This window comes from Streptomyces anulatus (assembly GCF_000721175.1).
Classification (GTDB): domain Bacteria; phylum Actinomycetota; class Actinomycetes; order Streptomycetales; family Streptomycetaceae; genus Streptomyces; species Streptomyces anulatus_C.
This window is the reverse complement of record NZ_JOEZ01000023.1, coordinates 52,535-65,873: the sequence shown is the minus strand read 5'-3', so window position 1 is coordinate 65,873 and position 13,339 is coordinate 52,535. Positions and strand designations below refer to the sequence as shown.

General features: G+C 70.8%; 11 protein-coding genes and 1 pseudogene. 1 reads left to right on the top strand and 11 read right to left on the bottom strand.

Annotated features, from left to right (window positions below):
* Positions 1 to 22: 22 nt before the first annotated feature.
* The 8 genes from IG90_RS0125835 to IG90_RS0125800 form a co-directional block, all read right to left on the bottom strand.
* Complete coding sequence (locus IG90_RS0125835) at positions 23 to 1,657, bottom strand: 2Fe-2S iron-sulfur cluster-binding protein (protein WP_030589225.1); 1,635 nt, start codon at positions 1,655 to 1,657, stop codon at positions 23 to 25.
* Positions 1,654 to 2,550 (bottom strand): FAD binding domain-containing protein, encoded by an 897-nt coding sequence (locus IG90_RS0125830; RefSeq protein WP_030589213.1) that lies wholly within the window; start codon positions 2,548 to 2,550, stop codon positions 1,654 to 1,656. Before IG90_RS0125830 ends, IG90_RS0125835 begins: the two co-directional genes overlap by 4 nt.
* 329 nt (positions 2,551 to 2,879) lie before the next feature.
* The gene (locus IG90_RS0125825; RefSeq protein ID WP_030589211.1) at positions 2,880 to 4,577 is read right to left on the bottom strand and encodes a beta-N-acetylhexosaminidase; all 1,698 of its coding nucleotides are present in this window, start codon (positions 4,575 to 4,577) and stop codon (positions 2,880 to 2,882) included.
* Positions 4,578 to 4,581: 4 nt separating this feature from the next.
* The gene (locus IG90_RS0125820; protein WP_030589209.1) at positions 4,582 to 5,430 is read right to left on the bottom strand and encodes a carbohydrate ABC transporter permease; all 849 of its coding nucleotides are present in this window, start codon (positions 5,428 to 5,430) and stop codon (positions 4,582 to 4,584) included.
* Positions 5,427 to 6,413, bottom strand: a complete 987-nt coding sequence (locus IG90_RS0125815) for a carbohydrate ABC transporter permease (protein ID WP_030589206.1) — start codon at positions 6,411 to 6,413, stop codon at positions 5,427 to 5,429. Before IG90_RS0125815 ends, IG90_RS0125820 begins: the two co-directional genes overlap by 4 nt.
* A 2-nt stretch (positions 6,414 to 6,415) precedes the next feature.
* The gene (locus IG90_RS0125810) at positions 6,416 to 7,720 is read right to left on the bottom strand and encodes an extracellular solute-binding protein (RefSeq protein ID WP_030589204.1); all 1,305 of its coding nucleotides are present in this window, start codon (positions 7,718 to 7,720) and stop codon (positions 6,416 to 6,418) included.
* Positions 7,721 to 7,961: 241 nt separating this feature from the next.
* A complete protein-coding gene (locus tag IG90_RS0125805; RefSeq protein WP_006124925.1) occupies positions 7,962 to 8,258 on the bottom strand; it encodes a DUF3039 domain-containing protein in 297 nt (98 codons plus the stop codon).
* A gap of 30 nt (positions 8,259 to 8,288) precedes the next feature.
* A complete protein-coding gene (locus IG90_RS0125800; RefSeq protein WP_030589200.1) occupies positions 8,289 to 8,849 on the bottom strand; it encodes a YqgE/AlgH family protein in 561 nt (186 codons plus the stop codon).
* A gap of 287 nt (positions 8,850 to 9,136) precedes the next feature.
* Here IG90_RS0125800 and murA point away from each other — a divergent pair, with 287 nt between their 5' ends.
* On the top strand, positions 9,137 to 10,477 hold the full coding sequence (murA, locus tag IG90_RS0125795; RefSeq protein ID WP_030589197.1) for a UDP-N-acetylglucosamine 1-carboxyvinyltransferase: 1,341 nt from the start codon (positions 9,137 to 9,139) through the stop codon (positions 10,475 to 10,477).
* A 128-nt stretch (positions 10,478 to 10,605) separates the two neighbouring features.
* Here murA and IG90_RS46130 read toward each other — a convergent pair.
* The 3 genes and pseudogenes from IG90_RS46130 to IG90_RS0125785 form a co-directional block, all read right to left on the bottom strand.
* Positions 10,606 to 10,852: pseudogene (locus IG90_RS46130) on the bottom strand (helix-turn-helix domain-containing protein); the annotation flags it as partial.
* A gap of 74 nt (positions 10,853 to 10,926) precedes the next feature.
* Positions 10,927 to 11,208, bottom strand: a complete 282-nt coding sequence (locus tag IG90_RS0125790) for an HU family DNA-binding protein (RefSeq protein ID WP_003968811.1) — start codon at positions 11,206 to 11,208, stop codon at positions 10,927 to 10,929.
* A gap of 376 nt (positions 11,209 to 11,584) precedes the next feature.
* A complete protein-coding gene (locus IG90_RS0125785) occupies positions 11,585 to 13,021 on the bottom strand; it encodes an NAD-dependent malic enzyme (protein WP_030589194.1) in 1,437 nt (478 codons plus the stop codon).
* Positions 13,022 to 13,339: the final 318 nt, after the last annotated feature.

The window sequence follows — 13,339 nt, the reverse complement described above, 5'->3', positions numbered from 1 at the left end:
ACGGCGGGGCCGCGGGCGTGCCTCACAGCACCTCTCCCTCGTGCGGGTGGGGCTCCTGCTGCACGCCGCCGGCGCCCGGCTCGGCCTGATGCGGGATGCGCGCCTCGTCCTGGACCGCCGTCGCCGCCTCGGCGCTCGCCTCGCGGGCCGCGACGACGTTCGCTACCGCGTCGAGCACGCCCCGGTAGCCGGAACAGCGGCAGAGGTTGCCGCAGAGGGCCTGGCGGGTCTCCAGCTCGCTGGGGGCGTGGTTGCCCTCCAGCAGGTCGTGCACGGTCATCGCCATGCCGGGGATGCAGAAGCCGCACTGGACGGCTCCGCAGGCGGACAGGGCGCGCTGGACGTCGGACGGTTCGCCGTCGACGGCCAGGCCCTCGACCGTACGCACCTCGCTGCCCGCCGCCGTGGCCGCGGGGACCAGGCAGGAGGCGACCAGCCGGCCGTCGACCTGGACGTTGCAGGCACCGCACTCGCCCTGCGAACAGCCGTCCTTGGCCCCGGCCAGGCCGAGGCGCTCGCGGAGCACGTAAAGCAGGGACTCGCCGATCCAGGCGTCGCTGACCGGGCGGTCCACGCCGTTCACGTGGAGCAGGTAGGACGCGGAGGGGTGCTCGCTCGGTGCGTCGAGAGGAGCGGGCTCGGGGGCGGGCTCGGGGACGGGCTCGGGGTCGGGGGTGAGGTCGGCGGCGTCCGGGGCTGCTTCGGGGAGTGCGCCCGGCGTTGCTTCGGGGAGTGCGTCCGGGGTTGCTTCGGGGGGTGCGTCCGTGCCGGCCTCGGGAGCGGGCTCGTGTGCCGCGTCAGGTGCCGTGTCGGGCTCCTCGGCGGGCACGCCCTCGGTGTCGGCGTCGGCCGTGGTGGCGGGCTGCGCGTCCGTCGCCGTCCGAGCCGGCTCTGCCGCCTGTTCCACCGTCGCCGGTTCCGGTTCCGGGGTCTCCTCCGTCACGGGTACGGGGGCGGCCTCCGGTTCCGGTGTCGCCCAGGGTGCGGGGGCGCCACCGGGCAGCGTGGCCGGGCGGGCGCTGTCCGCGTACCACTGCGGAGTGTGTGCCGAGGCCAGGAACTCGCCCGATTCGTCCGGGAGATCCCCGTCCGCCACCGGAATCGTCCACTGACCCGTGTGACCGGTCGCGCTCGCCTGGTGGGGGAGATCGAGGTGACCGGTTTCCGGGCCGGTCGCCTCCGGCCCCGTCGCCTGTGGAGCTGCCGGCCTCTCGCCGAAGGCCTCCGTGAAGTTCCACTGGGCCGTGGAGTGCGACGTGTCCTGGTACGGGCCCTGGTATCCGCCCTGCCCGCCCTGCTGGTTCGGGTCCGGCCAGTGGACCGCGCCGGGCTCCTGGGCGGCGGCTTCCTGGGCGCGCTGCTCGGCCTGTGCCTGCTGGGTCTGCGTCTGGAGCACCCAGCTGCCCGTCGCCGCCGGGTCCAGGCCGGCAGCCGGGGTCAGCGGCAGGATCATCGGGGGGACGTACCCCTGGCCGGGCGCGGCCAGGGGGATGTTCGCCAGGTCCTCCGGCGGGAGCTGGACGAACGCGGTGGCGTCGGCGTCGTACTCGCCGCTCTGCGGGGTCGGCTGCCAGGCCCCGTACCGCGGGTCCGGTCCGGCGGAGCCGTCCTGCCCGTCCTGTTGTCCGTGCTGGTCGGGGTATTCCTCATTGCTCACGACAGTGCCCTCCCCAGCGCGCGTCGGGCGAGCGCGGCGACGGTGCGCCGCAGGTGCAGTACGGCCGGGGACAGCGGCGGGGCCTCTGAACCGTCGGCCGGTGGTGCGTGGTCCGGGATGCAGGCCGCGGCGACGTACTCGCCGAAGGCGGCCAGCGCGTCGGGGGCCAGGCCGCGCTCGCCGTCCCAGTCGATCAGCGAGGCGATCCAGCGCTCCGCCTCCAGCGGGCGCAGCGGCATCGGGGCGATCGCGCCGACCGCGCAGCGCACGCCACGGCGGGCCGGGTCCAGGACGACGGCGACCGAGGCGGTGGCGCGGCCGGGGCCGGTGCGGCCGGTGGCCTTCAGGAACACCTGCGGGGCGTGCAGCAGCGGTACGCGGACGAAGCCGATCAGCTCCGCGGGCTCCAGCAGTTCACGGCCGGCCAGCAGGTGCGAGACGGGGATCTCGCGGCGCGAGCCGCCGGGGCCCGCGATGACGAGCTCGGCCTCCAGCGCGGCCAGCACCGGCAGGGCGTCGCCGGTGGGCGCGGAGGTGACGATGTTGCCGCCGAGGGTGCCGGCGTTGCGGATCTGGGGCGGGCCGGCGGCGCGGGCGGAGGCGGCGAGGGCGGGGATGAGCGCGGCGAAGTCGGGGCGGCCCATGCGGGCGTGGGTGAGTCCGGCGCCGAGCAGTGCGTGGCCGTCCTGGTAGTGCCAGCCGCGCAGCTCGCTGATCCGCCCGAGGCCGACCAGCCCCGAGGGGCGCAGCAGCCCCTTGTTGACGGCTGCCATCAGGTCCGTGCCGCCGGCAACCGGAACGGCTGCGGGCATGGCGCCGAGTGCCGCCACGGCCTCGTCCAACGAGGCCGGCAGCGTCACCGACTGCATCGCCTGCGGTGCGTGCGTGGTCAACCCAGCTGCCCCTTCCCGGTCTCCCGGCTGTCCCGCCTGTTCCGCCGTACGGTACGTGTTCACAGCCCGGACGTGGCAACTCTGGCACATCTTCCGATCGGACCGGCGCGAGGGTCCGCGAAGGGTGGATCCGTCCCTGACCTGCGGGATGTTCCGGTTTCACACCTCTTCGGCGAGGAGGGTGAATTGCCACTCTTCAGCGAGGCTCGTACGACTTGTGCGGTTCGCGCCCTCGCTCCGGCGTACGTCGGCGGGGCTGTCGGCCCCGGACGCGCGCCGGCCGCAGCGGCCTTGGGGGACGGCTGCGGCCGGCGGGCCCGGGCGGCGGGTCAGACCACCGGCGGCACTCCGTCCAGCGGGCGGCCGAGGATGCCGGGGCGCTGCTGCCGGGGGTACGGGCCGGCCGGCGGGCGGTAGTCGACGCCGAGGGCGTCGAGCCGGGCGTAGTGGGCGGTCATCCGGGCGTCGAAGGCGGCGAAGTCCCGGTCGGCCGGGGCGGGCAGGGCGGACCAGGCGACCTCGGCGAAGGCGGCGAGGCGGGGGAAGACCTGGTAGTCGACGCGGGCCCGGTTCTGCATGACCTCGGTCCACACGTTGGCCTGGGTGCCCAGGATGTGACGGGCCGCCTCCTCGCTCAGGCCCGGCGGGACGGGCTCGAAGCGGTAGACGTCCTCCAGGCTCCGGACGTACCCGATGGGCATCGGCTCGTCGGGGCCGCCGTCCTGACGGTGGTCCAGATACACCTGCTGCTCGGGGCACATGACCACGTCGTGCCCGGCCTCGGCGGCCGCGATGCCTCCGGCGTAGCCGCGCCAGGAGGAGACGGCGGCCCCCTCGGCGAGGCCGCCTTCGAGGATTTCGTCCCAGCCGATGAGGCGGCGGCCCCGTGCGGTGAGCCAGGCGTCGAAGTGCCGGATGAACCAGGACTGGAGCCCGTCCTCGTCCTTGACGCCGAGTTCCGCGATCCGGGCCTGGGCGAGCGGGGACTCCTTCCACTGGTCCTTGGGGCACTCGTCGCCGCCCATGTGGACGAAGGGTGAGGTCGCGGCGGGGAAGAGTTCCAGCACCTCCTCCAGGACGCCCTCGAAGAAGCGCAGGGTGTTGTCGGTGGGGGCGAGTACGTTCGGGTTGACGCCCCAGGTGTCCCAGACGGAGAGGGTGGTGGTGTCGATGACGTCGGTGTTGCCCAGTTCGGGGTATGCGCTGATGGCGGCCTGCGAGTGGCCCGGGATGTCGATCTCGGGGACGACCCGGATATGCCGCTCGGCGGCGTAGGTGACGATCTCGCGGATGTCGTCCTGGGTGTAGAAGCCGCCGTAGGGGGTCTCGTCCCACAGCTCGGAGGCCCGGTGGCCGTATTTGGTGCGCGAGCGCCAGGAGCCGACCTCGGTCAGGCGCGGGTAGCGCTTGATCTCGATGCGCCAGCCCTGGTCGTCGGTGAGGTGGAAGTGGAAGACGTTCAGCTTGTGGGCGGCCAGCAGGTCCAGGTAGCGCAGGATGTCGTCCTTGGGCAGGAAGTGCCGGGACACGTCGAGCATCATGCCGCGCCAGCCGAAGCGCGGTTCGTCCTCGATGACGACCGGCGGGACCTCCCAGGTGCGGCCCGGGACGAGGGGGGCCCGGCGGAAGGCGTCCGGGCCGAGGAGCTGACGGAGGGTCTGCGCGCCCCGGAAGACGCCGGCCGCGGTGCCGCCCGTGATGCGTACGGCGTTCGCCTCGACGGCCAGGCGGTAGCCCTCGGGGGCGAGCGAGGCGTCGAGGGCCAGCACGATGCCCCGCCCGGTCGAGCCCGAGCCCCTGCCCGCCCCCGTCGGGCCGCCCTCGGGCAGGGGCAGTCCGGTGGCCGGGCCGAGAGTGGTGCGCAGCCAGCGGGCGACGCCCTCGGTGCCCGGTGCGGCGTTCAGCGGGGTCGTGCAGCCGAGCGGGTACGGCCCGGCGGCGGCCGCGGTCAGGGTGCGCGGGGCCGGGATCAGACCGAGAGCCGCGGTGTCCACGGCGCCCGTGGAGACGGAATTCTCGGGTGTCATGACATCAGTCCTTAACCGCTCCGCCCAGTCCGGAGACGAGGCGTCGCTGTACGAGTACGAAGAAGACCAGTACGGGGATGGTCATCACCGTCGAGGCCGCCATGATCCCTCCCCAGTCGTTCTCGTCGGGCTTGAAGAAGACCAGCAGCGCCATCGGCAGCGTCGACTGGGAGGTGTCGCTGATGATGAACGACTTCGCGAACAGGAAGTCGTTCCAGGTGGTGATGAAGGAGAAGACGCTCGTCGCCACGAGGCCCGGGAAGACCAGCGGGAAGAGGATCTGCCACAGGAAGCGGGTGCGGCTGGCCCCGTCGATGTAGGCGGCCTCCTCCAGGGCTTCGGGGACGGCCTTGACGAAGCCGCGGAGCATCCAGATGGCGAACGGCAGCGAGAAGGCGAGGTGCGGCAGGATCAGCGAGCCGAGCGTGTTCAGCTGGCCGAAGTCCCGCATCAGGAAGAACAGCGGGATGGTCAGCGCCTCCACCGGCACCATCTGCGCGACCAGGAACATGATCAGCAGGGTGGTGCGGAACTTGAAGCGGAAGCGGGTCACGGCGGTGGCGGCCAGGAAGGCGATCAGCGCGGACAGGATGACGACGGTGCCCGCCACCAGCAGGCTGTTGAGGAAGTAGCGGCCGAAGTCCTGCTGTTCGAAGACCCGGCGGAACGAGTCGAGCGAGGGGGCGAGTGTCCAGGGGCGGGCGTCGGTGGACTGGATCTCCCCGGCCGGTTTGAACGCGGAGAGCACCATCCAGTAGAGGGGGAAGGCGACCGCGACGGCGATGAGCAGGGCGGCTGCCTCGGCGGCCAGCCTGCCGGGGCGCTTGACGCGCAGGAGCTTGACCACGCTCACAGTTCCTCTCCCTGGCGGCGTACGAGACGCAGATAGACGAGCGTGACGGCCAGCAGGATCACCAGCATCACGACGCCGATCGCCGATCCGAGGCTGTACTGCGAGGACGCGAACGCCTTCTGGTAGGCGTAGACGTTGAGCACCAGGTTCTGGCCGGCGATGCCGCCGCCGTTGGTCATGACGTAGATCTGGGTGAAGACCTTGAAGTCCCAGATGATCGACTGGATGGTGACGACGATCAGGATGGGCTTGAGCATCGGCGCCATGATGGTGCGCCAGATCCGCCACTGGGACGCGCCGTCCAGCGAGGCCGCCTCCAGCACTTCGGTGGGGATGGCCCGGATGCCCGCGTACACGGTGACCATCACGAACGGGAACGAGCACCAAAGGACTTCGAGGAGTACGAGCGCGAAGGCGCTGTAGCGGCCGTACGTCCAGGAGAAGTCGCCGAGTCCCAGCACTCTGTTGACCGGTCCGAAGTCGGGGTCGAAGAGGAAGACCCAGACGGTGGAGCCGGTGATCGCGGGGGTGGCCCAGGCGCCGAGCGCGGCCATCATCAGCGCGAGCCGGGGCAGGGCGCGGATGCGGGTGAGCAGGACGGCGAGCGCACAGCCGACGAACAGGGTGGAGACCACGCAGGCCGCGGCGAACAGGACCGTGGCGAGGAGGACCTGCCAGAACTGGCTGTCGTTGAAGAGCGTGGCGTAGTTGCCGAAGCCCTGGAACGTGGTGGGTTCGCCGCCGCTGACCTGGGCTTGGGTGTACTCCAGGAACGAGATCAGGCCGAGTTGGTAGATCGGGTAGACGAGCAGTCCGGCGAGCAGGACGAGGGCGGGCAGGAGGTAGAGCCAGGGGGTCCAGCCGGAGCGGTTCGCGGGCGAGACTGACCGGCCGCGCCGGGGCGGGCGGGCGGCCGGGGTGGAGCCGCCCGCCCCGGCCGCGCCCGCGGGCGGGGCCTTGAGCGGGGTGGTGTGCGTGGTCATCGTCAGCCGGCTTCGGTGAAGGCCGTGTCCATCTTCTTCGCCGCGTCGTCCGAGGCCTGGGCCACGTCCTTACGGCCGGAGACGATCTCCTGGAACATCGTCGGCAGGATCAGCGAGGCGTCGATCTGGCCCCAGGCGGGTGAGGCGGGGACGAACTTGGCGCCCGCGCCGAGGGTCTGGACGAACGGGGCGACGAAGGGCTCCTTCTTCGCGGCGTTGTCCAGGACGTCGGTGTAGGTGGGCAGGAAGCCCATCGCGTCGAACATCTGGGCCTGGGTCTTCTTGCCGGACAGCGACTTCATCAGGTCGACGGCGAGGGTGCGGTGCGAACTGCTCTTGAGGACCCCGAGGTTGTTGCCGCCCGCGAAGGCGGGGGCGATGGAGCCCTCGGCGATACCGGGCAGCGGGACGACGGCGTACTTGCCCTTGACCGCGCCCGCCTCGACGGCCGCGTGGCTGAAGTCGCCGCCGATGGCCATGGCCGCCTTGCCGGAGGCGAAGGCGGTCACGGTGGCGTTGCCGCCCATGGAGGCGCACTTGGCGGCCGGACAGTTGTCGTCGCCGAAGAGGGAGGTGTAGGCCTCGATGCCCTTGCGGGACTTCTCGCTGTTGATGCCCGACTTGTACGTGCCGCCGCTCTCGCCCGCGAGTTCGCCGCCGTTGGCCCAGATGAAGGGCATCGCGCCGTAGGTGTACGCGCCGCCGACCGCGAGGCCGTAGAGGTCGGGCTTCGCCTTGCGGATCTTCTTGGCGGTGGAGATCAGCTCGGCCTGGGACTTGGGGGCCTCGATGCCGAGGTCCTCGAAGACGTCGGTGCGGTAGTAGAGGGCCCGGACTCCGACGAAGAAGGGTGCGCCGTAGACCTTGCCGCCGACGGTGACGGACTGCTTGGCGATCGGGTCGGTGTCCTTGGCCTCGTCCCAGGCGGCGAACTCCTCGGTCACGTCGGCGAGTCCGCCGTCCTTGACGTATCCGGCGGTGTCGCTGTTGCCGTACTCGATGAGGTCCGGGGCGCTCTTGGGGTCGTTGAACGCGGCCTTGATGCGCTGCGCGCGGGTGTCGACGGGTATGTACTCGACCTCGACCTCCGCGCCCTCGTGGGCCTTCTCGAAGTCGGCGACGGCCGCGTCGACGACCTTCTCCTTGGGCTTGTTGCCGACCTCCTGGAAGAGCCAGACACGGAGCGTGCCGCTCTTCTCGTCACCCTTCGCACTCGTGTCGGAGGTCTGCGGCGCGCAGGCGGTGGCGGTGAGGCCGGCCAGCACAAGCGCCGCAGCCGGGGCGGCAATTCGGGCATAAAGCTTCATCCGGAACCCCTACCGGTCATGCGTTGCATCATGTGCAACGTGCGTTTCGTTCTGCACAACTGGCAGGAGAGTAGATCCGCGTTCCGGCGCCGACAAGTGGTCTCCACCACTCTGTGACCAGCGGATGCAGCCCGTGCAACGCGACCGCCCGGTCACCGAGGGTGAACGGACATGGAGAAGGCCCCCGGGGCGCGCGGTGACGCGCGCCCCGGGGGCCTGACAGCGGAGGGAGGGAGCGGACCTACTTCTTGTCCTTGCCGCCACCCTTGCCCTTGTCCTTGTCGCCGCCGGCGCCCATGGACTCGTAGATCTCCTTGCACATGGGACAGACCGGATACTTCTTGGGGTCGCGCCCCGGTACCCAGACCTTCCCGCACAGCGCGACCACGGGAGTGCCCTCCAGGGCGCTCGCCATGATCTTGTCCTTCTGGACGTAATGGGCGTAGCGCTCGTGGTCGCCGTCGCCCCTCGACACCTGCGGCGTCGGTTCGACGAGGGTTCCCGTACCTGCCCCGCGATCGGGCTCAAGAGTGCTCATAACCGCCAAGGGTACTGAAAGAGACGGGCGTCAGTTGAGCGAAGGGTCGTCCGGATACGTGGCGATCATCGCGAGCTCGCTGCGCTGGCGGCGGAGCACCGCACGCCAGAGCTGTTCGGGGCGCGGGGAGGAGACGTCGCCGGGTTCCGACTCGACCACGTACCACGCGCCCTCGTTCAGCTCGCCCTCCAGCTGGCCGGGGCCCCAGCCCGCGTATCCGGCGAAGATCCGCAGCGAACCGAGGGCGGGCCCGAGCAGCTCCGGCGGGGTCTCCAGGTCGACCAGGCCGATCGCCCCGTGCACCCGCCGCCAGCCGAGCGGACCCTCGTCGCCGGGGATCACCGCCACACCGAGCGCGGAGTCGAGCGAGACCGGGCCGCCCTGGAAGACGACGTCCGGCTCACCGGTCAGGCCGGCCCAGGACGCGAGGATGTCGCCGACGCCGACCGGGGTCGGGCGGTTGAGGACCACACCGAGGGAGCCCTCCTCGTCGTGGTCGAGGAGCAGCACCACCGCGCGGTCGAAATTCGGGTCCGTGAGGGCGGGTGCGGCCACGAGCAGTCGCCCTGTGAGCGAGGACACCTCGGTCATGGCAGGAATGATCCCGCATCTTCGCCCTCCGCGGGGGCCGAGTGGGCGTGATGCCGCCCTCATGAGAGCGAGCGCAGCTCAGGGCGCACGGAGGCACGGGGAGCGCACCCGGCGGCGGGGGCACGGTGGGCCATGCGGACGGTAACCCTCCGCAAGATCGGATGCGCGGAGGGTGTTGTGGCGGATTCATGACGTTCGTACACCCCCCTTCGCCTTACGGAAGGAGGGTAGGAGGCCATTACCCTTTTCGTTGGCCCCCTGCCCGACCACTCCGGAACGCGAGATACATGACCGGCACAGACGATGTCCTGCTTGTCCACGGCGGCACCCCGCTGGAGGGCGAGATCCGCGTCCGAGGCGCCAAGAACCTGGTGCCGAAGGCAATGGTCGCCGCGCTGCTCGGCAGCGGGCCCAGCCGTCTCCGCAACGTTCCCGACATCCGTGACGTACGGGTCGTCCGGGGACTGCTGCAGTTGCACGGCGTCACCGTCCGCCCCGGCGACGAGCCGGGCGAACTGATCCTCGACCCCTCGCACGTCGAGTCGGCGAACGTCGCCGACATCGATGCCCACGCGGGTTCGTCGCGCATCCCGATCCTGTTCTGCGGCCCGCTGCTGCACCGCCTCGGCCACGCCTTCATCCCGGGTCTGGGCGGCTGCGACATCGGCGGCCGGCCGATCGACTTCCACTTCGAGGTGCTGCGCCAGTTCGGCGCGACCATCGAGAAGCGGGCCGACGGCCAGTACCTGGAGGCCCCGCAGCGACTGCGCGGCACCAAGATCCGGCTGCCGTACCCGTCGGTGGGCTCCACCGAGCAGGTGCTGCTCACCGCGGTGCTCGCCGAGGGCGTCACCGAGCTGTCCAACGCGGCCGTCGAGCCGGAGATCGAGGACCTCATCTGCGTACTGCAGAAGATGGGCGCGATCATCTCCATGGACACCGACCGGACCATCCGGATCACCGGTGTCGACAGGCTCGACGGTTACACCCACCGGGCGATCCCGGACCGCCTGGAAGCGGCTTCCTGGGCGTCGGCGGCGCTGGCGACCGAGGGCAACATCTATGTGCGCGGCGCCCAGCAGCGTTCGATGATGACCTTCCTGAACACCTTCCGCCGGGTCGGCGGCGCCTTCGAGATCGACGACGAGGGCATCCGCTTCTGGCACCCGGGCGGCGCGCTCAACGCCATCGCGCTGGAGACGGACGTGCACCCCGGCTTCCAGACCGACTGGCAGCAGCCGCTGGTCGTGGCGCTGACGCAGGCCGCCGGCCTGTCGATCGTCCACGAGACGGTGTACGAGTCGCGGCTCGGCTTCACCTCCGCGCTCAACCAGATGGGCGCGCACATCCAGCTGTACCGCGAGTGCCTGGGCGGCTCGGACTGCCGCTTCGGCCAGCGCAACTTCCTGCACTCGGCGGTCGTCTCCGGACCGACCAAGCTGCAGGGCGCGGACCTGGTCATCCCGGACCTCCGGGGCGGCTTCTCGTACCTGATCGCGGCGCTGGCGGCGCAGGGCACCTCCCGGGTGCACGGCATCGACCTGATCAACCGCGGTTACGAGAACTTCATGGAGAAGCTGGAGAAGCTCGGCGCGAAGGTGGAGCTGCCGGGCGGTTCACTCGTCTGACCCATCCGCGTGCCGCCTACGGCCCGCACAGTGCTGCCGCACACAGCACTGCGCACCGCCCAGTTTCCGCGTGAGCAGCCCGCCGCCCCGGTTCCGGTCTCGGAGCCGGGGCGGCGGGCTGCCGGGCGTCAGAAGGGCCTCTGAAGCCCTTGTGAGCGGGTGTGGCGGGCGTAGCGGCCCGGGGTGGTCCGGCGATCCGCTTGAAGCGCCGGGCGAGGTGGGACTGGTCGTGGAAGCCCACGGCTGCCGCCGCCTCGCGCCGGGCGGCACCCCGTCGAGCAGCGGTCCGCGGGCCCGGTCGACGTGGCGGGACGTCAGGTACTGGTGCGGCGCGATGGCGTAGGCCGCGCTGAAGGCCCGTACGCATGCCCGGGGCGCATGTGCCCCGGGCATGCTCAAGGGCGGCCACTCCTGGTCGGGAGTGGCCGCCCTCGTTGCGCCGTTGAGGGTTACTTACCCTTGGCGGCTTCCTTGAGCTTCGAGCCCGCGGAGACCTTCACGCTGTAGCCGGCGGGGATGTTGATCGGGTCGCCGGTCTGCGGGTTGCGAGCGGTGCGAGCGGCACGGTGGGTGCGCTCGAAGGTCAGGAAGCCGGGGATGGTGACCTTCTCGTCGCCCTTGGCGACAATCTCACCGACGGTCTCGGCGAGCGCGGCCAGCACGGCGTCGGCGTCCTTGCGAGTCACCTCGGCGCGGTCGGCCAGGGCGGCCACCAGCTCACTGCGGTTCATGTTGTTACTCCCGTGTTCTTCTTGCCTGTGAGGCGTGAGATCGAAGCCGATGCTGCCAGGGCCCTCTGACAGTCCCCGGACCCGGGTCTGATGTCAGACCCTCTCGCCCGATTACGCATCCTGCCCCCACCAGCGGCGGGAAAGCCAATCCGGAACCCTTCGGGGTCAATGAAAAGCGCCACGGTCTGCTCGTGGTGACGCTCCGTCGACTTGGCCGAGCGGTCCGCAGCGGATGCCGGGCCCCGCAGGGCCCACTGCCCGCCCACCCTAAAGGGGCGTTTGGGGCGCCGCGACCCGCGACGCGCCGTACGGCACGGGCGGGTGCGGCCCCGGGTGTCTCGCGGATACCCCTTGCGAGGCCCCCGAAACGGTGGGGTCAGACGGAGGTGGAGGTGGCCGTTCCGGGGCCCGCTGCGGCCTTCGCCGCGGCCCGGACGGCTCCGGCGACCGCGCCCGCCACCTTGTCGTTGAAGACCGAGGGGATGATGTAGTTCGCGTTGACCTCGTCCTCGGCGACCACGTCGGCCAGGGCGCCGGCCGCGGCGAGCATCATCTCCGTGTTGACGGTGCGGGACTGAGCGTCCAGCAGACCGCGGAAGACACCCGGGAAGACCAGCACGTTGTTGATCTGGTTGGGGAAGTCGGAGCGTCCGGTGGCGACGACGGCGGCGGTCTCGCGGGCGATCGCGGGGTCGACCTCGGGGTCCGGGTTCGCGAGCGCGAACACGATCGCACCGTCCGCCATCGCGGCGACGTCGTCGCCGTTCAACACGTTCGGGGCGGAGACGCCGATGAAGACGTCGGCGCCGACCACGGCCTGCTTGAGGGTGCCGGTGACGCCCTCGGGGTTGGTGTTGTCGGCGATCCAGCGCAGCGGCGAGTCCGGGTCGGCCGCGACCAGGTCCCCGCGTCCGGCGTGCACCACACCGTGGATGTCGGCGACGACGGCGTGCTTGACGCCCGCGGCGATGAGCAGCTTCAGGATGGCCGTACCTGCGGCTCCCGCGCCGGACATGACGACCCGTACGTCCCCGATGCCCTTGCCCACCACGCGCAGGGCGTTGGTGAGGGAGGCCAGGACGACGATCGCGGTGCCGTGCTGGTCGTCGTGGAAGACGGGGATGTCGAGGGCCTCGCGCAGCCGGGCCTCGATCTCGAAGCAGCGCGGTGCGGAGATGTCCTCGAGGTTGATGCCCGCGAAGCCGGGGGCGATGGCCTTGACGATCTCGACGATGGCGTCGGTGTCCTGGGTGTCCAGGCAGATCGGCCAGGCGTCGATGCCGGCGAAGCGCTTGAAGAGGGCGGCCTTGCCCTCCATGACGGGCAGCGCGGCCATCGGGCCGATGTTGCCGAGGCCGAGCACCGCGGAGCCGTCCGTCACAACTGCGACGGAGTTGCGCTTGATGGTGAGGCGGCGCGCGTCCTCGGGATTCTCGGCGATGGCCATGCAGACCCGGGCGACGCCGGGGGTGTAGATCATCGACAGGTCGTCACGGTTGCGGATGGGGTGCTTGGACGCCATCTCGATCTTGCCGCCGAGGTGCATGAGGAACGTACGGTCGGAGACCTTGCCCAGCACGACGCCCTCGATGTCGCGCAGACCTTCGACGATCTCGTCCGCGTGCGAGGTGGAACTGGCGGCGATGGTGACGTCGATCCGCAGCTTCTCGTGGCCGGAGGCGGTCACGTCGAGGCCGGTGACCGAGCCCCCGGAGGACTCCACGGCCGTGGTGAGCTGGGAGACCGCGGTGCCACTCGCGGGCACCTCCAGCCTGACCGTCATCGAGTACGAGACGCTGGGCGCCGTTGCCATGGCCGAGTCCTTCGCTTTCCTTAGCTTCATTGCCGCGCAACCGGAACCCTCGCTCCGGTCACGCTTCCCGATCGTCGCACCTACCGACTGGTAGCCGGTAATGACTGCCGTCTTTCGGAAAGTAGTTTCCACCATACGAGAAATAACCCGTTCGGCGGAACCCCAGCGGGCTCGTGCAAAGACCCGTGAACAAGACTCGTGAACAAGAACAGACCCGCGCCACCAGCAGGTGACGCGGGTCTGTCCGTTTCTTCACTCAGGTGGCACCGACCCGCCATGCTCGCCTCGCGGCAAGTGGTCGCTCGAAGCGACGAAGGT